The sequence below is a fragment of the Lentzea sp. NPDC005914 genome (assembly GCF_040629405.1).
Taxonomy (GTDB): domain Bacteria; phylum Actinomycetota; class Actinomycetes; order Mycobacteriales; family Pseudonocardiaceae; genus Lentzea.
This window is the reverse complement of record NZ_JBEXVQ010000041.1, coordinates 68,227-87,805: the sequence shown is the minus strand read 5'-3', so window position 1 is coordinate 87,805 and position 19,579 is coordinate 68,227. Positions and strand designations below refer to the sequence as shown.

Here is a 19,579-nt window from a genome sequence, read left to right as displayed (position 1 = left end):
ATCGCAGCCCACGCACGATCCGTCAACTCACCACGACCAACCACCGCAGAGAAATACCAGACGCCCTGATCAGCTGCTTACAGGACAGGCTCTAGGCCAGAAACCCCGCGCCCCGCGCCCAGACACCCGTCTGGGTCGTCGACGTGCAGCATGTGCGCCGCCTCCTCGAGCACGACGGCACGTGCCCGCGGGATCAGCTCCAGCGTGGGCTCGACCAGGTCGGCCGGGAACGTCATGTCCTGCCGTCCCTGCAAGCACGCTGCCGGCCCACACGATCGGGAGGCAGACCTGTTGCAAGTGGCTGAACCCTGGCCGATGCGCCACCAGACCATCCGGCCACTGCCCCGGCACTCCCGCCCCAACACCCCGCTCCAACACCCCCGCCCGAACACCCCCGCGCGTGCGCCCGAGCTCGTCCAGCACGCCCAACCGATGCTCGCGTCGCGATGTCCCGATGACGCTCCTCGGCTGGTGACGCTCCTCGGCCGGTGACCTGACCTGACCGACCACACCTGCCGTCTGTTCCTCAACCCTGCCGTCCGCTCCTCAACGTCGTCGCATCCGCCCCCCGCGTTCCTCCTTTTCTGCGGGAGAAAGATGACCATGTTTTTGTGACGTCTAATAGACGGCGCCAACCGTGGATTCGGACAAGCTTCACCCGTTGGAGTGAGGCAGCTGCTGGCCCGCGGGCTCCGGGGCGGCCGCGCGAAGCGTCTTGACGCACCAGAGCAGTAGCAACAGGGCGATGCCGCTGAACACGTAGTCGCCCACCTCGGTGCCGCCGAGCTCCGGCTTTACCGGGAACGAGCACCACACGTAGGTCAGCACGGCGCCGGCGGCCAGCGCGAACCGGTGTCGCTGGTCCCACCCGTCGAGTCGCGACCACCGCGTCACCAGCGCGGTTCCGAGCGCCGCGACCACGCACCAGATCGCCACGGCGGGCCACTCGAACCAGTCGGCGCCGATCAGCGTCACCGAGCCCCAGTACGCGCTGGTCCCGGCGAGCGCGGCGAAGCAGACCCACAGCGGTGACGGAGCGACGCCGGGCAGGGAGGGCAGTGGGCGGACGCGGAACGCGAAGAAAACCAGCAGGCCTATGGCGGCTAACGCGTAGGCGAACTGCCACCACCCGGCCATGAAGTGTTCCTCGGAGTAGTTGCCGTAGAACACGAACGCCGACCCGGCCAGGAACAGCAGGCCGACCGCGACCAGGCCGCGCGTCCGCAGCCACGGGCCTCGGCGGGACAGGGTCTCGACCAGGGCTATCGGGACGCAGATGCTCCAGATCGTGTGCAGTGCCAGGATCGACTGCACCACCTCGACGCTCGTGCCCAGGAACGGGATGTAGGACGGGCCGGTCAGGTAGTCGTGGCCCGCGTAGGAGTGGTTCCAGATCAGCTGGTCGACCGGGCCCTCCTCGATCAGGGCGTAGGCCGCGGCCAGCAGGAACATCGACGGCCAGCCGCACGCGCGTCTGCCCAGTTCGCGGACCAGGATCGCGCCGCTGCCGTAGAGCGGTGCCAGCAGCAGGCCGAACGCCATGCCCGTGATCGGGATGTTGCCCAGGAGGAACTCGCCGACGAACGGCGCGAGGAAGAACAACCCCAGAACCGGCCACACAGGACCCATCGAACCGCAAAACCGGTGGACGCGCTGTGGTTTGCTGGGGAGCAAATGGAAGAAGACAGAATGATCCGCCTCTCGAAGCGGATGTCCAAGGCGCTCCGGCACAAGCCCGAGCGCGTCGGCCTCACCCTCGACGCCAACGGCTGGGTGGCCGTGCAAGACCTGCTCGACGCTCTGGGTGTTACTGGGGAAGAGCTGCGCGAGGTCGTCCAGCGCAACGACAAGCAGCGCTTCACGATCGACGGCGACCGCATCCGCGCCAACCAGGGGCACAGCGTCGAGGTTGACCTCGGGCTGCCGGTCGCGACGCCGCCGGACACGTTGTTCCACGGCACGGTCGCGCAGTACCTCGACGACATCATGCGCGACGGCCTGCGTCCCATGTCACGTCACGACGTGCACCTGTCGCCCGACGTCGAGACCGCGCGGAGAGTCGGCTCGCGGCGCGGCCGGCCGGTGATCCTCACGGTCGACGCCAGGGCGATGAGCGAAGCCGGCCACGAGTTCCGGCTCAGCGCCAACGGTGTCTGGCTGACCCAGCACGTCCCGGCCCGTTACCTGACGTCGTGAAGGAGATCGTCGAGGCCGGCTACGACGCGATGGCCGAGCACTACCTCACCTGGTCGGCCCAGATCGCCGACGACCCGCGCCTGCGCTACCTCGAGGACTTCGACAGCCGGCTGCACGACAACGCCAAGATCCTCGAACTCGGCTGTGGCGCGGGCATCCCGGTCACCAGGAAGCTCGCTGAGCGCCACGACGTCCTCGGCGTCGACCTGTCACAGCAGCAGGTCGACCTGGCCAGGGCCAACGTGCCCGCCGCGAGGTTCGAGAAGGCCGACATGACCGCGCTCGACTTCCCGGACGGCACGTTCGACGCGATCGCCGCCTTCTACTCGATCCTGCACGTCCCGCGGGCCGAACAGCCCGGCCTCATCGCGAAGATCGCCCGGTGGCTCAAGCCCGGCGGCCTCTTCCTGGCCTCGCTCGGCGTCGGCACCCCGGACGTCACGGAGAACTGGCTCGGCGTCGAGATGTTCTTCGGCAGCAACACCACTGACCGGAACCGCGAGCTCCTGTCACGTCACCTGGAGATCGTCACGGACGACCTGGTGACCATGCACGAGCCGGATCCGGCCACGTTCCACTGGGTGCTCACCCGCAGGTGAGGTCCGCGGGCGGGTCGGTGCCGACATACCGCCGCCACTCATCCGAGGTCAGACCGCGGCCGGCGGACGCACAGGCCGCGCGCACCCAGTTGTCCGGCGCGAGGTCCCACGAGAACAGCCTGCGCTCGGACACCGCCGTCACCAGCGACCGGTCACCGGTGAAGGCCACGCCGATCCGCCCCAACCGGCCCCGCTGCTCGGCCAGCCGCGTCTCGCCGACGAGCTCGCCCGTGCGCAGGTCGGTCAGCACCAGCACGCGGTCGACGCGCAGCTGGGCGACGAGCTGACCGTCCGGGCTGCCGGCGACGCCCGCCAGGTAGCTCGGGTCGCGCGGCACCGTCCCGCGCGACGTCGTGCCGCGCTTGTCCCAGACGTCGACGGACTCCGCGCGCTGGACGAGCAGGCTGTCACCGGCGAACGCCACCGAGTCGGCCTTACCGGGGACCTCGCGCACCTCGCCCGTCGCCGTGTCGACGACCGCGACGGAATCCGTGCACACCACGGCCACCAGAGCCGCGTCCGGGCTCACCGCGGCGAGATGGGCGGGAGGTGGCCATTGCTCGCGGAGCATCTTGCGCTCCAGCGCGATCTTGCGCACGGAGTCGTCCCGCACGACCTGGACGTCACCGTTCTGGTCCACGGCGACGAGCCTGTCGTCCGCCGACATCCCCATGGCGACCAGGTGCTCCGCCGCCACCTTCGACCGCCACTGCCCGACCGGACGCAGACCGGCCGGGTCCCAGATCTCGACCTCGCCCTGCGGCAGCGTCACGAGGAACAACTTGTCGCCACCGGCATTCCAGGCCAGCGAACCCACCAGCCGGTCAGGGCTCACGGTGGCCAGATCGGTCCCCGCGGCCAGCTCCTCGCCCGCCGACACCGCGACCCGTCCGTGCGACGACGTGAGCCAGGGCGCCGGGCACGCGCTGCACACCAGCGGAACCCGAGTCTGCAACTGCGAGCCGATGCGGGTGTCGCGGGTCAGGTCCCACAGCACCACCCGGTCCCGGGAGGCGGACACCAGGTGGTCCTTGTCGCCGAGGAACTCCACGAACGACGTCTCGTTGTTGCCCTCGAGCCGCGCCCGTTCGCCCGCTCCTGGCCCGTTCACGTCGTAGACGAAGATCGTTCCGGCATCCGCCACGGCGGCGCGCGTGCCGTCGTCCGCGACCGCCATGGCGGTCGCGTCGGCCCTGCCCGCGGGCAGCGACACCTCGTAGGAGTTGTAGTCGAAGGCCGGCTGACTCGTCCGCCACAACCGGGTCTCGCCCTCGGCCGAGTAGCCGAAGTGCTCGCCACTCGGCGACAACCCCGGCCAGAAACCGTTGCCCGGCAACGCGTATCCGCTCGCGGCCGACACGACGCCGAGGGTGGCGGGTGACCGGCGGACCCAGTCGGTGTAGGTGATCTCCAGGAGCGTGTCGTCGCTCGGCAGTCTCAACGCGATCAGCTCGACCGAGGCGTCCTCCTGCTCGGTGATCTGACCCGTTCGTCCATCATGGACAAAGCGCTTGGCGCGACGGGACCCGTCCGGCAAGGATTTCTCCGCGTACACGGCGGTGAACCGCCCCGACGGCGACACGGCGACCTCCCCGGAGGCCGCGTACTCGCCTGTGCCGATCACCTTGGTGCCCCCGGCGTCCCACCGCAGCGCCGAACCACCCCCGTACGCGACGACCACGGAACCGTCCGCGCTCGTGCCCACCGAGGACACGCGCTCGCCGACCTTCTGCTCCGAGCGCCCACCAGCGAGATCCAGCCGCACGACACGTCCGTCCGCAGTGCCCGCGACGACTACCTTGCCGTCAGCGGAGGTCGCGAGGGCCGACACCTCACCACCGACGTCGAGGTAGCGGTCGAGCTGCGGACTCGACGTCACGGCCTGGAACAGCGCGGCCCGCGTCTGCCCGTTCGGCTCGGTCCGATACGCCTGCGCCGCGAGCAACTGGCTCAACGCGATGTCCGTGCGCAGGGTCGCGACCGCCGCCGACGCCAGACCACGAGCCGTCGCGGTGCGGGCCTGCGCGACCGCGTCATTGCGTTGTCCCACCGCGAGAAACGCCACGACCAGCACGCAGACGGTCAGCACCGCCAGTGCCGTGACCGCACCCCGAGCCAGCCGCACGGTCCGGCGGTGCTGCCGGACGTGCTCGCCGACGAGATCGTCCTTGGGCACCCCGCGCACCGCACTGGCGATGTCCGCGACCGCCTCACGCAGCCGCGGGTTCGAGTCGTCGACGTGCTCGGCCGAACGCAACCAGCGCAGATCGACCCAGCGCGGCTCCTCGCCCAGCGCCCTGCGGACCGTGGGCGGCACCGACTGCGAGTACTCGCCCGAGGTCAGCACGACGAGAATCCGCTGAGCAGACCTGTGTTCCAGCCACCACTCGAGCTCGCGCCCGACCCACTTCGACGCCGCCGCCTCCGGCGAGGCCATCAGGATCAGCCAGCGCGACCGGCCCAGCGCCTCCTCGATCGACGTCCACAAACCGGGGTTCGCCGACAGGCTGACGTCGTCGAGGAACACCCGTGACCCGCGCAGCCGGAACCAGGGCTTGGCGAACCGCTGCACGCCGCGGTGCAACGTCGGCGCGAGCGTGCCGTCCAGAGCACGGCTGTACGAGATGAACGCGTCGTACTCAGGCTCGGCCACCCGCTGCATTCTGACGGTTCGGAACTAAATGAGCCAGAGAACCGCGCCACCGACCGCGACCACGATCAGCACCAGCAGGATGATCGCCATGAACCTGGCGGTCTTCCACGTCGCGTAGACACCACCGGCCAGAAAGCCCGCCAGGGCCAGCAGGCCGATGACGACGACCTCCTTCGGCATCAGAGGACGCCCTTGGTCGACGGGATGCCGCCGACGCGCGGGTCCGGCTCCACGGCCGCGCGCAGGGCACGCGCGATGGCCTTGTACTCGGCCTCCGCGATGTGGTGCGGGTCGCGGCCGTACTCGACGCGCACGTGCAGCGCGATCTGGGCGTGGAAGGCCAGCGACTCGAACACGTGCCGGTTCAGCACGAACGGGTAGTTGCCGCCGATCACGAAGCTGTTGAACTGCTCCGGCTCGCCGCGGTGCACGGTGTACGGGCGGCCCGAGACGTCCACCGCGGCGTGCGCGAGGGTCTCGTCCATCGGGATCCAGCAGTCGCCGAAGCGCCGGATGCCCTTCTTGTCCCCCAACGCCTCCCGCAGCGCCTGGCCCAGCACGATCGCGATGTCCTCGACCGAGTGGTGGGCGTCGATCTCGACGTCACCGGTGGCGCGGACGATCAGGTCGAAGCAGCCGTGCACGCCGAACGCGGTGAGCATGTGGTCGTAGAACGGCACGCCGGTGCTGATCTCGACCTGGCCGGTGCCGTCCAGGTCGATCTCCACGTAGACCGACGACTCCTTGGTGGTGCGCTCCACCTTGCCCACACGACTCACCGGCTGACCTCCTTGCTGGCCGCGAGGAAAGCGTCGTTCTCCTCGGGCGTTCCGATGGTCACCCGCAGGTGACCCGCGATTCCGACGTCCCTGATGAGCACGCCGTGGTCCAGATAGGACTTCCACGTCTCGCGCGCGTTCTCGAACCAGCCGAACAGCACGAAGTTCGCGTCCGAGGGCACGACCTGGAAACCCAGGTCCGTCAACGCCGCCACCACGCGGTCGCGTTCGGCGGCCAGCAGCGCCACCGAGCCCAGCGTCTCCGCGGCGTGCCGCAGCGAGGCCCGCGCGGCCGCCTGCGTGAGCTGCGACAGGTGGTACGGCAGGCGCACCAGCTGCAGCGCGTCGACCACGGCCGGAGCCGCGGCGAGATAGCCCAGGCGACCGCCGGCGAAAGCGAAGGCCTTCGACATCGTGCGCGAGACGATCAGCCGCGAGCCGTACTCGTCGAGCAGCCCGATCGCGCTTTCCTGCGACGAGAACTCCGCGTACGCCTCGTCCACCACGATCATGCCGGTCGACGACGCGATCAGCAGCCGCAGGTCCTCGAGCGGGATCGACTGGCCGGTCGGGTTGTTCGGCGACGTCACGAACACGACGTCCGGCCGCGTCTCCGCGATGACGGCCGCGGCCTTCTCCACGTCCAGCGAGAAGTCCGGGCGACGCGGCGTCGGCGCCCACTCGGTGCGCGTGCCGGCGGCGATGATCGGGTGCATCGAGTACGACGGCTCGAAGCCCAGCGCCGTGCGCCCCGGCCCGCCGAACGCCTGCAGGATCTGCTGGAGGATCTCGTTGGACCCGTTGGCCGCCCAGACGTTCTCGGCCGTCAGGGTCACCGATGTCGCCTCAGTCAGGTACGCCGCCAGGTCCTCGCGCAACGCCACCGCGTCGCGGTCCGGGTACCGGTGCAACTCACCCGCGATCTCGGCCACCGCGGCCACGACATCAGCCGCGAGCGCATCCGTCGGCGCGTACGGGTTCTCGTTGGTGTTCAAGCGATACGGCACATCGAGCTGCGGCGCGCCGTAGGGCGTGCGACCGCGCAAGTCCTCGCGCAGGGGCAGATCGGATAGCTCCACCCGTGCGCCGACAACTGGCTTCATCGAGAGAACCTCGCTGTGACAGCCTGCCCGTGCGCGGGCAGGTCCTCCGCGTTGGCCAGCGCGACGACCTTGTCCGCGACCTCGCGCAGGGCTTCCTCGGAGTAGTCGATCACGTGGATGCCGCGCAGGAACGTCTGCACGGACAGCCCGGACGAGTGCCGCGCGCAGCCACCGGTCGGCAGCACGTGGTTCGAGCCCGCGCAGTAGTCGCCGAGCGACACCGGCGAGTGCGCGCCCACGAAGATCGCGCCGGCGGAACGGATCCGCGCCGCCACCTCACGCGCGTCGCGCGTCTGGATCTCCAGGTGCTCGGCGGCGTAGGCGTCCACAACCCGGACACCTTCGTCCACAGAGGACACGAGCACGCAGCCGGACTGCTTGCCGCCCAGCGCCGTCAGGATCCGCTCCCGGTGCTTGGTGGCACCGATCTGGCGCTCCAGCTCGGCGTCCACCGCGTCCGCCAGCTCGACGGAGTCCGTCACGAGCACCGAAGCGGCCAACGGGTCGTGCTCGGCCTGGGAGATCAGGTCGGCGGCCACGTGCACCGCATCGGCGGACGAGTCCGCGAGGATCGCGATCTCGGTCGGCCCGGCCTCGGAGTCGATGCCGATCAGACCGCGCAGCACCCTCTTCGCCGCCGTCACGTAGATGTTGCCGGGACCGGTGACGATGTCGACCGGAGCCAGCTCACCGCCGTCGGTGTCCACGCCGCCGTACGCCAGCAGCGCCATGGCCTGCGCGCCACCCACCGCCCACACCTCGTCGACGCCGAGCAGCTCGGCGGCGGCGAGGATCGTCGGGTGCGGCAGACCACCGAACTCGGCCTGCGGCGGCGAGGCCACCACCAGCGACTCGACGCCGGCGATCTGCGCGGGCACCACGTTCATCACGACCGTCGACGGGTAGACGGCGAGGCCACCGGGCGCGTAGAGACCGACGCGCGCGACCGGCACCCACTTCTCGGTGACGGTGCCACCGGGCACGACCTGGGTGGTCGTGTCGGTGCGGGTCTGGTCGGCGTGCACGCGCCGGGTGCGCGCGATGACCTCTTCCAACGCTTCGCGCACGGCCGGGTCCAACGAGGACAAGGCGGACGAAAGAGCCGAAGCGGGCACACGCACAGAAGCAGGACGAACGCGGTCGAACTTCTCGGTGTACTCCAGCACGGCCTCGACGCCACGAGCCGCCACCGCGTCCACGATCGGACGCACCTGATGCAGTACCGCGTCCACGTCCACCTCGGCGCGCGGCACGGTGGCGCGCAACTGAGCGGGAGTCGTGGTGCGACCTCGCAGGTCGATGCGGCTGAGCATGCTCACAGGGTAGTTCCTGCCGAATTCTGTCAACGGTCAGCCCGCTATCGGCGCTACTCAGCGAGTAATGCCGAAGCCACGCTCGGATCAGCACCACTCCGTCGCAAACCCCTGCTGATGATGGAGGATCCATGTTCACAAGGCGCCGCGGCGTGATCGCCGCCGTGCTCGGGCTCAGTCTGCCCCTGCTGGTCGGCACGACCGCCCCGACCCAGGCCGCCGGCTCCGGCCGCACGGTCTACGAGATCACGGTGAAGAACGTCGAGCAGCTCAGGCAGGTCGTCTACACGGGCACCGACCTGATCGACGAGACCACCAACGGTCCGGTGACCGTCATCGCCAACGCCGGCGAGGCCCGTGCACTGCGGCGGACCGGGCTGCCGATGAAGTACATCGGTGACGCCGAAGCCGAGTTCGCCAAGCTGGGCAAGGTCGACTTCACCGACCCGGTGCCCGGCCAGATCGGCACCCAGGACTTCCCGTCCGGCTACACGGGCTACCACAACTACGCCGAGATGAAGGCGGAGCTCGACAAGACCGTCACCGCGCACCCGAACCTGGTGCGGCTGTCCAGCATCGGCAAGTCGTTCCAGAACCGCGACCTGTGGATGCTGAAGATCAGCAACAACCCCGCGGTCGACCAGGCGAAGCCCGAGGTGATCATCACGTGCAACCAGCACGCGCGTGAGCACCTGACCGTCGAGATGTGCCTGCACTTCATCCAGCGCCTGACCGACGGCTACGCCACCAACGCGTCGCTGAAGGCACTCGTCGACTCGCGCGAGATCTGGGTCGTCCCCAGCGTCAACCCGGACGGCGCCGAGTACGACATCGCGACCGGCTCGTTCCGCGGCTGGCGGAAGAACCGGCAGGGCAACGGCACCGACCTGAACCGCAACTTCGGCTACAAGTGGGGCTGCTGCGGCGGTTCCAGCGGTAGCAGCACCTCGGACACCTACCGCGGCACGGCGGCGTTCTCCGCACCGGAGACCCAGCGCATCCGCGACTTCGTGAACTCCCGTGTGGTCGGTGGCGTCCAGCAGATCAAGACGAACATCGACTTCCACACCTTCTCGGAGCTGGTGCTGTGGCCGTTCGGCTGGACCACGGCGAACACCGCGCCCGGCCTGGACGCCAACGAGGAGCGGGCGTTCCGCACCCTCGGCCAGCAGATGGCCGCCACCAACGGCTACACGCCGGAGCAGTCGAGCGACCTCTACATCACCGACGGCACCATCGACGACTGGATGTGGGGCCAGCACAAGATCTGGTCCTACACCTTCGAGATGTACCCGAGCAGTGGTGGCCTGAACGGCTTCTACCCGCGTGACACGGTCATCGCCGCGCAGACCACTCGCAACGACAAGGCGACCGACCTCTTCCTGCAGTACTCGGACTGCGTGAAGCGGGTCATCGGGCAGAGCTGCTGATCCTGTCCAACGCCTGGTCGATCTCCTCAGGAGTGACGAAGTAGTGCGGGGAGGCCCGCACTACTTCGTCCAGGCCCCGCTTCGTCATGTCGATCATCGTCGACCCGCGCTGCGAGACCGTGACGGCCACGTTCGAAGCCCAGAGCCGGTCCTTCAGCTCCATCGCCGGCACCCTCTCCGAGGTGAACGTGACGATGCCCGACTGACGTTCACCCAGGTCCTGAACCGTGATGCCGCCGATCGACCGCAGACCCTCGCGCAAACGCTTGGCACGGTCCGCGACCTCGGCCTCGATCACGTCCAGCCCCTTGTCCAGGGCGTAGCGCGCGGCAGCGATCATGCCGAGCCGGTCGGCGATGCTGCACTCCCACAGCTCGAACACTCGGGCGTCGTCGCGCAGCCGGTACTCGGCAGGCCCGGTCCACTCGCCGCTGTGCAGGTCCACCAACCGCGGGTGGAGCCTTTCCCGCACCTCGTCGCGCACGACCAGAGCGCCCGTACCGCGCGGTCCGCGCAGCCACTTACGACCTGTACACGCCAACATGTCGTAGTCGAGGCCACGCAGATCGAGCTGTCCGGTCGACTGGCAGGCGTCGAGCAACACCAGCGCACCGACCTCACGAGCCGCCGCTGTGACGTCGTTCACCGGGTTGACCAAGCCGCTGTTCGTCGGCACGTGCACCAGCGAGATCAGCTTGACTCGGTTGTCAAGGTTCAGGGCGCCGAGATCGACCTGTCCGTGGATGTCGGAAGGGATGACCTCGACGACCGCCCCGGTCTCCGCCGCACGATGCAGAACCGGGATCGCATTGCCACCGTATTCGACCTCGGTGACAAGAATTCTGTCCCCGGCTTCCAGAGGTACGGCGTCGAACGCCGCCAGCCAAGATCGAGTTGCACTGTCCGTGAAAGCAACCTCGGACGGGTGACACCCGAAGAACTCAGCGAGCACCCCGTAGCCCGTCTCCAGGTCATCACGGCGTTCAGCGGCGGCACGGTAGCCGCCGATCTCGGTTTCTCTCCGAAGATGCCCGATGACCTCGTCGACGACGGGTGCGGGCGGGATCGAGGAACCGGCGCTGTCCAAGAAGATCAGGTCGCTCACTCCCCCCACTGTGCCACCATCAGGTGCATGGGGGATCGCTCGTTCGGGTACAGCGCTCAGGTCCGGCCGTTCCTCTGGGTCTTCCTCGTTCTCACGCCCGTGGAAATCCTGCTCGTGGACTTCCTCGTGCCGTGGTTCTGGTTGCGCGCGGTGCTGCTCGTGTTCGGGTTGCTGAGCGCGCTTCTGCTCGCGTGGCTGTTGTGGATGCTCTACAAGTTCAAGCACGAGATAGACGACGAGTACCTGTGGCTGCGGTACGCGCGCGAGTTCGAATACCGGATTCCGCTCAAGGCCATCAAGAACGTCACGCACGGCATGAAGAGCAGATCGCTCAACAAGACTCGGTCCGTTGTGGACGGAACGCTCGTGCTGGAGATCTCCAACTCCACCAACGTTCGCGTGCAGCTGAACGAGCCGCAGGAGATCGACCTCGGCCGGCGCGGCGCGCACGAGGTGACGAAGATCGAGTTCTGGGCCGACGACCCCGATGGCATGGTGCGTGCGATGCGAAAATAGGCTCACGACCATGGTGGAGATCCCCTACGGCAAGCGCATGCGGCCGCGGTACCTGCGGTTCCTGATCATCACGGCGGTCGGGATCGCGCTGGTGGCGTTCGGCCTGGACATCCCGTGGCTGCTCATCACGCTGATCGTGCTCGGCGTGCTGAACACCATCGTGTGCGTGGGCGCTCTCTACGTGCTGATCCGCCAGCCGCACACGCTCTCCGACGACGAGCTGCGGCTGCGCCAGCTCGGCTTCTTCGACTGGCGCATCCCGACCGCGGACCTCGGCGCGGCCCAGGTCGCCGAGCGCTCCCACAAGGGCCAGCGCAGTGTCGAGGTGACCGGCGACGCGGTCGTCATCCAGTCGCTGACCAAGACGAACGTGTCGGTGCCGTTCCACGAACCGCAGCTGGTCGACCTCGGCAAGACCGGGCCCAAGCAGGTGAAGCGCGTCGAGTTCTGGGCGGACGACCCGCAACGTGCCGTCCGCGAGATCAACGCCAGGACTACCTAGGCTCCCACTTGTCGAGGTTCCACCACGGACCCCAGGCCAGCGCGCCGTAGGAGTTCGGGTCGACCACGGGCTGGTAGCCGCTCCACGAGTCACGCATGACGTACGCGTGCTCGGGGAAGACCAGCACCACCATCGACGGTGACGCGACGAACGCCTGCTGGAAGAGCTTGTACGCCACCGCCCGCTGCGCCGGGTCGATCAGCCTGCGGCCGTTCTCCAGCGCCGCGTCGGCGGCCGGGCTGCCCTGGCCGCGCAGGTCGTAGAGCATCAGATCGGGGTCGAACGGCGAGCCCTCGCCGTAGAGCAGCGCGTCCTGGGCCATGCGCGGCCGGATCGCCTCCCACGACAGGCCGGCCAGCTGCACGTCCACGCCCACCGCCTTGGCATCGGCCGCGAACGCCGTGGCCAGGTCGGCGCGCAGGTCGTCACCGAGCGGGTACATCAGCGTGAACCGAGCGGGCACACCGTCTTTGACGCGAATGCCGTCCGTGCCGGCGACCCAGCCCGCCACGTCGAGCAGACGCGCGGCCTCGGTCTTGTCGTAGCGGAACTTCGCGGTCGGGTCGAACTCCTCGGCCAGCGCGTCCGGCACCGGCGTGTAGGCGATCGTGCCCTTGCCGTCCAGCAGGCTGTCGATCATGCTCTGGCGGTTCGAGGCGTAGTTCAGCGCGAGGCGGATCGCGGCGTTTCCAGTGACGGAATTGGCCGCAGGCAGTCGCACCGCGCGGTAGTCGGCACTGCGGTGGTACTGCACCGACAGGCTCGACTTGCCGGCGAACTGCGTCGCGATCTTGGGCGGCAGCACCGTGCCGTCGAACTCGCCGTCCTGCATGCGACGCGCGCGCTGGTTGTCGTCCGTCACGAACACCACGGTGAGCTTCTTGACCTTGGGCGCGCCGTCGAAGTACGACTCGTTGGCGTCCAGCAACAGCCGGTCGCCCTTCTTCCACTCGGTGACCTTGTACGGCCCGGTGCCGACGGGCTGGCCGTTCGCGTTCGCCTGCTCGCTGGGCAGGATGCCGAGAGTGAGCAGGTGCGGGAACGCCGCCTGCGTCTGGTTGAGGCTGAAGCGGACCGTGGACGGGTTGAGCTGCTCGACGCCCTTGAGCGTGCTGAACCTGTCCTTGACCGGGTTCTGCAGTGCGGCGGTGTAGGTCGCGACGACGTCCTCGGCACCGAACACACTGCCGTCGGCGAACTTCACGCCGCCGCGCAGCTTCACCGTCCAGCTCAGCCCGTCCGCCGCCGGTTCCGGCAGGTCCGCGGCCAGCTGCGGCTTGAGCGAGCCGTCCTGGCGGTGCTCGACCAGGCCGTCGTAGATCTTCGAAACGCCCTGCGCGCCATAGCCGAGCAGCGGGTTCAGCGTCGTCGGCTCGTCGCGGTCGGCGAGCACGATCGAGGTGCCGTTCGTGCCACCGTCCGGGCGGGGCGTGGCGGTCTCGGTGCAGCCCGCGACGGCCAGCAACGCGACGAGGAGCAGTGGGAAACGCACGGTTCCGGACCCTACAGTGATCCTCATGCGCATCGCTGTGAGTCAGATCAGCTCCACCACCGATCCCCGGTCCAACCTGGAGCTCGTCCGCGACGCGGTGCGCAGGGCCGACGGTGCGCGGGTCGTCCTGCTGCCCGAGGCGACCATGTGCCGTTTCGGGGTGCCGCTCGGGCCCGTCGCAGAACCTTTGGACGGTCCGTGGGCGTCCGCGGTTCACGAGATCGCCGCGCAGCACGACGTCGTGGTGGTGGCGGGCATGTTCACGCCGTCTGGTGACCGTGTGACGAACACGCTGCTGGTGACCGGGCCGGACATCCATCTCGGCTACGACAAGATCCACCTGTTCGACGCGTTCGGGTTCCAGGAGTCGCGCACGGTCGCGCCCGGCACCGACCTGGTGACGTTCGAGGTCGACGGTGTGACCCTGGGCGTCGCGACCTGCTACGACATCCGCTTCCCCGAGCTGTTCCGGGCGCTGGCGGACGAGGGCGCGTCGGCGGTGCTGGTCGGGGCGTCGTGGGGTGCCGGGCCGGGCAAGAAGGAGCAGTGGGAACTGCTGGTGCGAGCGCGCGCACTGGACTGCACGTCGTTCGTCGTGGCGTGCGGGCAGGCCTACCCCGGTGAGCTGGGCTCTTCCGCACCGACCGGGATCGGCTACTCGACCGTTGCGGACCCGTTCGGCAACGTCGTGGCGCAGCTGTCCGACCAGCCGGAAGTCTCGATCGTCGACATCGACCTCGCGTCGGTGGAACAAGCCAGGGAGGTCCTGCCGGTACTGGCCAACCGACGGCTACGTTGATCGCCATGCGCATCGTTTCGGCCGTAGTGGCCGCTTTGCTGTTGTTCTCCGGTGTTGCCTCGGCGACGCCCTCGCGTGGCGTGACCGCCAAGGACATCGCCAAGTGGTCGGTCGGCGACAAGGACTACGCCGTCCGCGAGATCACCGTCGCCGCTGGTGGCAGCACCGGCTGGCACCACCACGACGGCACGCTCTACGCCGTCGTCAAGAAGGGCGTCCTCACCCGCACGATGTCGGACTGCACCACGAACTTCGTGCACCACCGCGGTGACACGGTGATCGAGGAGCCGGCGCACGTGCACATCGGGCGCAACCTCGGCACCGAGCCGATGGTGCTCGAGGTGCTGTACGTGAACCCGAAGGGCACGCCGTTGTCGCGCGACGAGCCGAATCCCGGTTGTTCGTTCGAATGAGCTTGACCTCCAGCTAGGTCGAGCTCGCAGGATCAGGGGCATGACTCTTCCTCAGCTGCCCTCGTTCGTCCGCAACCGCAAGGAACTCGACGGCTTCACGCTCTACCGCTCCGGCGAACCGCGCGGTGACAAGAAGGTCGGCTGCGTCGTCCTCGTGACGGTCGACACCGACAACGAGGCCACGGCGCGGGCGTGGGTCGACTCGGTGTTCGTCGCGCTGGCGAGCGAGCCGAACCCGCATCCCGGCGGCGTCTCAGCGGCGTTCCACATCCGCGACGACGGCAAGCGTGTCATCAACGTCGCGGAGTGGGTCAGCGCCGAGGACCACGCCGACGCGGTGTCGGCGGGCAGCAACGGCGTCGGTTCGCAGACCGCGGACTGGCGCCGGGTGCAGAACTTCCCCGGCGTCCAGCACGTCAGCGTGCAGCGGTACGAGCCGCTAGCGAAGGTCCAGGCCGAGGTCGAGTGACGGCGACGAGTGCGTGAGACCACCGACCGCGAGGTAGTCCACGCCCGTCTCGGCGTACCGGCGGGCCACGTCCAGCGTGAGCCCGCCGGACGCCTCCAGCTTCACGTTCTCCGGCCTGCGGGCAACGGCCTGCGCGCACTGCTCTGGCGTGAAGTTGTCCAGCAGCACCAGATCCGCGCCCTCGGCCAGAGCCTCGTCGAGCTGCGCGAGGCTGTCGACCTCGACCTCCATCAGCAGGTCCGGGGCGTGTGCCCGGGCTGCCCGGATCGCCGCGCCGACAGAGCCCGCCGCGGCGACGTGGTTGTCCTTGATGAGGATGGCGTCGCCCAGGCCCATGCGGTGGTTCACGCCACCACCGCAGCGGACCGCGTACTTCTGCAGCAAACGCAGGCCCGGCAACGTCTTCCGCGAGTCCCGAACGGCAGCACCGGTGCCCTCGATGGCATCGACCCACAGCGCGGTCTGGGTCGCGATTCCGGACAGGTGGCAGATCAGGTTCAACGCCGTGCGCTCGACGGTGAGCAGGCCGCGAGTCGGGCCGGTGAGCACCAGGGCGGGTTCACCGGGCACGGCCTTCGAGCCGTCCTCCGCCTCCGACACCACCTCGACCTCGGGCAGATAGCGCTGGAAAGCAGTGCGCGCGATCGAAACGCCGCACAGCACTCCGGACGCACGCGGTGTGATCTCCGCGGTGGCGACGGACTTCTCGGGCACGGTCGCCAACGTGGTGGCGTCCAGGCCGTAGCGGAGGTCCTCTTCCAACGCCAACTGGATGACCCGGTTCGCGTCGTCCCAATCGATGGTCATGCGACACCCTCCGCGAGAACGGGATCGGCCAGCACGGGCTGACCGGTCGGGGTGAGCCGAACGAGCTGACTGCGTTGCCACGCCTCAGAACGCGACGTGTAGTCCGTGCGGACGTGACAGCCGCGCGACTCGGTGCGTTCCTGAGCCGCCGCGATCAGGGCGCGAGCGGCCATGGTCAGCGCCGCGTCCTCGACCAGTTCGCGCGACTCCAGCTGCTTGTCCACAGTGGATACGTCGAGCACCGAGCCCACCACGGCAAGACCTTCCGCGTCACGACCGATAGCGGCGTAACGGGACATCACGCGCTGGAGCAGGTCCCGGTCCGCAACAGGCGCCGTGGGCAGCGAAACCTCAGGCGTACGAGCAGGAAGCACGAGGCCGAGCGCGAGATCGGACGCCACGGCTTCGGCGGCACGGGTGCCGCAGACCAGGCCTTCGAGCAGGCTGTTGGAGGCCAACCGGTTCGCGCCGTGCAGGCCCGTGCGAGCGACCTCGCCGACGGCGTACAGACCGGTCACGCCGGTGCGTCCATCGACGGTGGAGACCACGCCACCGCAGGCGAAGTGAGCTGCCGGGGCGACCGGAATCGGGTCCACGGAAGGATCGACCCCCACCGAGACGCAGGCCGCGTACACGGTCGGGAAGCGGGTGGCCATGTCGTGCAACGAAGTCGCGTCCAGGAAGACGTGGTCGTCGATGCCACCGGGCTCCAGCGCCATGTGCCGGGTGATCGCCGCCGCCACGACGTCGCGCGGGGCGAGGTCTTCCAGCGGGTGCACGCCCTTCATCACGCGAGCCCCGGTCGCGTCGACCAGCACGGCACCCTCACCGCGCACGGCTTCCGTGACGAGCGGGCAGCGACCACGTGCACCGCGACCGGTGTACAGAACGGTCGGGTGGAACTGGATGAACTCGACGTCGGCCGCCAGGGCACCGGCGCGCAACGCCAGCGCCAGCCCGTCGCCCGTCGCGACAGACGGGTTCGAGGTCGCCTGGTACATCTGCCCGAGACCGCCCGTGGCCAGCAGAACCGCGGGAGCAGACAACACACCGGGCACGCCGTTGCCGTCCAGCACCAGAAGCCCGCACACCGCACCCAACGGCGTCTTCACCGCGTCGACCGCGACGTGGTTCTCCAGCAGGGGAACCCGTCCGTCCACAGTGGCCTTCAACAGCGCCCGTTCGACCTCGGCACCGGTCGCGTCACCACCGGCGTGCACGACGCGGAACGCGCTGTGCCCACCTTCGCGGGTCCGCTCCAGCAAACCGTCCGGGCGCGAGTCGAACACCGCACCGCGCTCACGCAACCGCGCCACCGCGGCGGGTCCGTCGGTGATGATCGCCGAGACGGCCGGCGAGTCGCAGAGGCCCGCGCCCGCCGTCAGCGTGTCCTCGATGTGCCGCCCGACGGTGTCGCCGGGGTCGTGCTGGTCCTCCATGACCACCGCGACGCCGCCCTGAGCCCAGCGGGTGTTGCCGTCGTCGCCGGCCGCCTTGGTGACGACGAGGACGCGAAGTCCCAGCTCACGGGCGTGCAGCGCGGCTGTAAGCCCCGCCACGCCCGTGCCGACCACGATCAGGTCGGCACGCGCCTCCCAGCGCGCGGCCATCACTCACCGCCGCCGGGCTGGCCGATCTCGATCATGCGCTGCACGGCACCCTCGGCCCGCCGAGCGGTCTCCAGGTCCACGTGCACCTCGTCCAGGCCTTCACGCACGCACCGCAGCAGCGCGGCCGGGGTGATCATCTTCATGTAGGCGCAGGACGCGCGGTCGTTGACGGCGCGGAAGTCGATCTCCGGGGCGGCCTTGCGCAGCTGGTGCAGCATGCCGACCTCGGTCGCGACGAGCACCTTGGTCGCCTTCGTGGAGCGGGCCGCGGTGATCATGTCGCCGGTCGAGAGGATCTTGACCTTCTCCGCCGGGACGATGCCCTCGCCGCTCAGGTACAGAGCAGATGTCGCGCAGCCGCACTCCGGGTGGATGAACAGGTCCGCGTCCGGGTTCGCCGCAGCGCGTTCGGCCAGCTCAGGGCCGTTGATGCCGGCGTGGACGTGGCACTCGCCGGCCCAGATGTGCAGGTTCTCGCGGCCGGTCTCGCGCTTGACGTGCGCGCCCAGGAACTGGTCCGGGCAGAACAGCACCTCGCGGTCGGCCGGGATGGAGCGCACCACGTCGACCGCGTTGGACGACGTGCAGCAGATGTCCGTCTCGGCCTTCACCTCGGCCGTGGTGTTCACGTACGACACGACGACCGCGCCGGGGTGCTCGGCCTTCCACTCGCGCAGCTGCGCGCCGGTGATCGAGTCGGCGAGCGAGCAGCCCGCGCGCTCGTCCGGGATCAGCACGGTCTTCTGGGGCGCCAGGATCTTCGCGGTCTCGGCCATGAAGTGCACGCCGCAGAAGATGATGGTCTGCGCGTCGGACTGCGCGGCGATCCGCGAGAGAGCGAGGGAGTCGCCGGTGTGGTGGGCGATGTCCTGGATCTCGGGCAGCTGGTAGTTGTGCGCCAGGATGACGGCGTCGCGCTCCTTCGCGAGGCGCAACACCTCGTCACGCCACGCGGCGTCCGGCTCGACTCCACCGAACACACCTGACGCGGTTCGCTCCACGGTTGCGGTAGCGACCATCGCTGCCTCCTCGGATCCAGGTTTTCGCCTGTTGGTCGAAAACGTGGCCGATAGTATCAGCCGAGTGGCGGGCGTGGGACATGAAGTTCTGGCAGCTGTGCTGCGGGTGAGAGGTGCGTCACTCCAGGTCATGCTGTGGGAGCGCGCACGGGAGCCACACGCTCACCGCTGGTCGCTGCCGGGTGGAGAGCTGCGGGTGGACGAGGACGTGGAGACCTCCATCCGCCGTCAGCTGACCGAGAAAGTCGATGTGCGACAACTGTCACACGTCGAGCAGCTGGCTGTTTTCAGCGCCCCGGACCGCGTCCCGGGCCCCCGTGTCGTGGCGACGGCGTTCCTCGGGCTGGTCCCTTCCGACGCCGATCCGGAGCGTCCGTCGGACACCGAGTGGCACTGCGTGGACACGCTCCCTCCGATGGCGTTCGACCACGCCTCGATCGTGCACCGAGCGCGGCACAGGCTCGCCTCGAAGCTGTCGTACACGAACCTCGGTTTCGCCCTGGCGCCACCGGAGTTCACGATCTCGCTGCTGCGCGACCACTACTCGGCGGCGCTGGGCTACCGGGTGTCCGCGACGAACCTCCAACGGGTGCTGTCGCGGCGGTTGTTGCTGGAACCGACGGGTGGCACCGCTCCCCCCGGCCCGTCCGGTGGCCGCCCTGCCGCACTGTTCCGGTTCAGCGCCAAGGGAATCAAGGTGACCGATCCGTTCGCCGTGCTGAGACCGCCGGGATCCGGCCGTCCGGCGGGCGGGAGTGGCAGCCCGTAACGTGG

The 19,579-nt window shown here is 69.0% G+C and carries 21 protein-coding genes; 9 read left to right on the top strand and 12 right to left on the bottom strand.

What is annotated here, in order from left to right; all coding sequences use genetic code 11:
* Window positions 1–77: 77 nt before the first annotated feature.
* Complete coding sequence (locus ABZ345_RS39655) at window positions 78–236, bottom strand: hypothetical protein (protein ID WP_359860106.1); 159 nt, start codon at window positions 234–236, stop codon at window positions 78–80.
* 418 nt (window positions 237–654) lie between these two features.
* Entirely contained in the window at window positions 655–1,620 is a 966-nt protein-coding gene (locus ABZ345_RS39650; protein WP_359860105.1) for a hypothetical protein, read from the bottom strand.
* 54 nt (window positions 1,621–1,674) lie between these two features.
* On the opposite strand from ABZ345_RS39650, the gene ABZ345_RS39645 reads away from it, so the two are divergent.
* Together ABZ345_RS39645 and ABZ345_RS39640 are read left to right on the top strand one after the other, a co-directional pair.
* Window positions 1,675–2,196 (top strand): RNA 2'-phosphotransferase, encoded by a 522-nt coding sequence (locus ABZ345_RS39645; protein WP_359860104.1) that lies wholly within the window; start codon window positions 1,675–1,677, stop codon window positions 2,194–2,196.
* Window positions 2,193–2,795 (top strand): class I SAM-dependent methyltransferase, encoded by a 603-nt coding sequence (locus tag ABZ345_RS39640; RefSeq protein ID WP_359860103.1) that lies wholly within the window; start codon window positions 2,193–2,195, stop codon window positions 2,793–2,795. The genes ABZ345_RS39645 and ABZ345_RS39640 overlap by 4 nt, the downstream gene beginning before the upstream one ends.
* On the opposite strand, the gene ABZ345_RS39635 is transcribed toward ABZ345_RS39640, so the two are convergent.
* From ABZ345_RS39635 to hisD, 5 genes are read right to left on the bottom strand one after another with little or no spacing between them, the layout of a single operon-like run.
* Complete coding sequence (locus tag ABZ345_RS39635) at window positions 2,782–5,448, bottom strand: TIR domain-containing protein (RefSeq protein WP_359860102.1); 2,667 nt, start codon at window positions 5,446–5,448, stop codon at window positions 2,782–2,784. The two genes, ABZ345_RS39640 and ABZ345_RS39635, sit on opposite strands and share 14 nt — an antisense overlap.
* Window positions 5,449–5,472: 24 nt before the next feature.
* Window positions 5,473–5,628: a hypothetical protein gene (locus tag ABZ345_RS39630; protein WP_359860101.1), complete on the bottom strand. Its 156-nt coding sequence runs from the start codon at window positions 5,626–5,628 to the stop codon at window positions 5,473–5,475.
* A complete protein-coding gene (hisB, locus tag ABZ345_RS39625; RefSeq protein WP_112273084.1) occupies window positions 5,628–6,227 on the bottom strand; it encodes an imidazoleglycerol-phosphate dehydratase HisB in 600 nt (199 codons plus the stop codon). Before hisB ends, ABZ345_RS39630 begins: the two co-directional genes overlap by 1 nt.
* Window positions 6,224–7,330 (bottom strand): histidinol-phosphate transaminase, encoded by a 1,107-nt coding sequence (locus ABZ345_RS39620; protein ID WP_359860100.1) that lies wholly within the window; start codon window positions 7,328–7,330, stop codon window positions 6,224–6,226. The genes hisB and ABZ345_RS39620 overlap by 4 nt, the downstream gene beginning before the upstream one ends.
* Complete coding sequence (hisD, locus tag ABZ345_RS39615; RefSeq protein ID WP_359860099.1) at window positions 7,327–8,643, bottom strand: histidinol dehydrogenase; 1,317 nt, start codon at window positions 8,641–8,643, stop codon at window positions 7,327–7,329. The genes ABZ345_RS39620 and hisD overlap by 4 nt, the downstream gene beginning before the upstream one ends.
* Window positions 8,644–8,774: 131 nt before the next feature.
* On the opposite strand from hisD, the gene ABZ345_RS39610 reads away from it, so the two are divergent.
* Complete coding sequence (locus ABZ345_RS39610; RefSeq protein ID WP_359860098.1) at window positions 8,775–10,073, top strand: M14 family metallopeptidase; 1,299 nt, start codon at window positions 8,775–8,777, stop codon at window positions 10,071–10,073.
* On the opposite strand, the gene ABZ345_RS39605 is transcribed toward ABZ345_RS39610, so the two are convergent.
* Entirely contained in the window at window positions 10,054–11,178 is a 1,125-nt protein-coding gene (locus ABZ345_RS39605; protein ID WP_359860097.1) for an aminotransferase class V-fold PLP-dependent enzyme, read from the bottom strand. The two genes, ABZ345_RS39610 and ABZ345_RS39605, sit on opposite strands and share 20 nt — an antisense overlap.
* Before the next feature lie 27 nt (window positions 11,179–11,205).
* Here ABZ345_RS39605 and ABZ345_RS39600 point away from each other — a divergent pair, with 27 nt between their 5' ends.
* Both ABZ345_RS39600 and ABZ345_RS39595 read left to right on the top strand, forming a co-directional pair.
* Window positions 11,206–11,694, top strand: a complete 489-nt coding sequence (locus ABZ345_RS39600) for a hypothetical protein (RefSeq protein ID WP_359860096.1) — start codon at window positions 11,206–11,208, stop codon at window positions 11,692–11,694.
* A gap of 10 nt (window positions 11,695–11,704) precedes the next feature.
* Window positions 11,705–12,196, top strand: coding sequence for a hypothetical protein (locus tag ABZ345_RS39595; protein WP_359860095.1), 492 nt, complete (start codon window positions 11,705–11,707; stop codon window positions 12,194–12,196).
* On the opposite strand, the gene ABZ345_RS39590 is transcribed toward ABZ345_RS39595, so the two are convergent.
* A complete protein-coding gene (locus ABZ345_RS39590; RefSeq protein ID WP_359860094.1) occupies window positions 12,189–13,688 on the bottom strand; it encodes an ABC transporter substrate-binding protein in 1,500 nt (499 codons plus the stop codon). The genes ABZ345_RS39595 and ABZ345_RS39590 overlap by 8 nt on opposite strands.
* A 25-nt stretch (window positions 13,689–13,713) precedes the next feature.
* Here ABZ345_RS39590 and ABZ345_RS39585 point away from each other — a divergent pair, with 25 nt between their 5' ends.
* The 3 genes from ABZ345_RS39585 to ABZ345_RS39575 are packed head-to-tail and all read left to right on the top strand — an operon-like array spanning window position 13,714 to window position 15,369.
* Complete coding sequence (locus ABZ345_RS39585) at window positions 13,714–14,487, top strand: carbon-nitrogen hydrolase family protein (RefSeq protein ID WP_359860093.1); 774 nt, start codon at window positions 13,714–13,716, stop codon at window positions 14,485–14,487.
* A 5-nt stretch (window positions 14,488–14,492) separates the two neighbouring features.
* Complete coding sequence (locus ABZ345_RS39580) at window positions 14,493–14,900, top strand: cupin domain-containing protein (RefSeq protein WP_359860092.1); 408 nt, start codon at window positions 14,493–14,495, stop codon at window positions 14,898–14,900.
* Window positions 14,901–14,940: 40 nt separating this feature from the next.
* Complete coding sequence (locus tag ABZ345_RS39575) at window positions 14,941–15,369, top strand: hypothetical protein (RefSeq protein WP_359860091.1); 429 nt, start codon at window positions 14,941–14,943, stop codon at window positions 15,367–15,369.
* Here the strand turns inward: ABZ345_RS39575 and nadC are convergent.
* From nadC to nadA, 3 genes are read right to left on the bottom strand one after another with little or no spacing between them, the layout of a single operon-like run.
* Window positions 15,340–16,176, bottom strand: a complete 837-nt coding sequence (gene nadC, locus ABZ345_RS39570) for a carboxylating nicotinate-nucleotide diphosphorylase (RefSeq protein ID WP_359860090.1) — start codon at window positions 16,174–16,176, stop codon at window positions 15,340–15,342. The genes ABZ345_RS39575 and nadC overlap by 30 nt on opposite strands.
* A complete protein-coding gene (locus tag ABZ345_RS39565; protein ID WP_359860089.1) occupies window positions 16,173–17,786 on the bottom strand; it encodes an L-aspartate oxidase in 1,614 nt (537 codons plus the stop codon). Before ABZ345_RS39565 ends, nadC begins: the two co-directional genes overlap by 4 nt.
* A complete protein-coding gene (gene nadA, locus ABZ345_RS39560) occupies window positions 17,786–18,805 on the bottom strand; it encodes a quinolinate synthase NadA (RefSeq protein ID WP_359860088.1) in 1,020 nt (339 codons plus the stop codon). The genes ABZ345_RS39565 and nadA overlap by 1 nt, the downstream gene beginning before the upstream one ends.
* Window positions 18,806–18,905: 100 nt before the next feature.
* Between nadA and ABZ345_RS39555 the strand changes: the two genes are divergently transcribed.
* Window positions 18,906–19,574 carry an NUDIX domain-containing protein gene (locus ABZ345_RS39555; RefSeq protein WP_355555846.1) on the top strand — a complete coding sequence of 223 codons (669 nt, stop codon included), beginning with the start codon at window positions 18,906–18,908 and terminating at the stop codon, window positions 19,572–19,574.
* The last annotated feature ends 5 nt before the right edge of the window (window positions 19,575–19,579 follow it).

Bases quoted from the DNA above. Each gene is read 5' to 3' on its own strand.
- ABZ345_RS39655 (WP_359860106.1), bottom strand. From the start codon at position 236: ATGACGTTCCCGGCCGACCTGGTCGAGCCCACGCTGGAGCTGATCCCG.
- ABZ345_RS39645 (WP_359860104.1), top strand. From the start codon at position 1,675: ATGGAAGAAGACAGAATGATCCGCCTCTCGAAGCGGATGTCCAAGGCG.
- ABZ345_RS39630 (WP_359860101.1), bottom strand. From the start codon at position 5,628: ATGCCGAAGGAGGTCGTCGTCATCGGCCTGCTGGCCCTGGCGGGCTTT.
- ABZ345_RS39620 (WP_359860100.1), bottom strand. From the start codon at position 7,330: ATGAAGCCAGTTGTCGGCGCACGGGTGGAGCTATCCGATCTGCCCCTG.
- hisD (WP_359860099.1), bottom strand. From the start codon at position 8,643: ATGCTCAGCCGCATCGACCTGCGAGGTCGCACCACGACTCCCGCTCAG.
- ABZ345_RS39610 (WP_359860098.1), top strand. From the start codon at position 8,775: ATGTTCACAAGGCGCCGCGGCGTGATCGCCGCCGTGCTCGGGCTCAGT.
- ABZ345_RS39600 (WP_359860096.1), top strand. From the start codon at position 11,206: ATGGGGGATCGCTCGTTCGGGTACAGCGCTCAGGTCCGGCCGTTCCTC.
- ABZ345_RS39595 (WP_359860095.1), top strand. From the start codon at position 11,705: ATGGTGGAGATCCCCTACGGCAAGCGCATGCGGCCGCGGTACCTGCGG.
- ABZ345_RS39585 (WP_359860093.1), top strand. From the start codon at position 13,714: ATGCGCATCGCTGTGAGTCAGATCAGCTCCACCACCGATCCCCGGTCC.
- ABZ345_RS39580 (WP_359860092.1), top strand. From the start codon at position 14,493: ATGCGCATCGTTTCGGCCGTAGTGGCCGCTTTGCTGTTGTTCTCCGGT.
- ABZ345_RS39575 (WP_359860091.1), top strand. From the start codon at position 14,941: ATGACTCTTCCTCAGCTGCCCTCGTTCGTCCGCAACCGCAAGGAACTC.
- nadC (WP_359860090.1), bottom strand. From the start codon at position 16,176: ATGACCATCGATTGGGACGACGCGAACCGGGTCATCCAGTTGGCGTTG.
- ABZ345_RS39565 (WP_359860089.1), bottom strand. From the start codon at position 17,786: ATGGCCGCGCGCTGGGAGGCGCGTGCCGACCTGATCGTGGTCGGCACG.
- nadA (WP_359860088.1), bottom strand. From the start codon at position 18,805: ATGGTCGCTACCGCAACCGTGGAGCGAACCGCGTCAGGTGTGTTCGGT.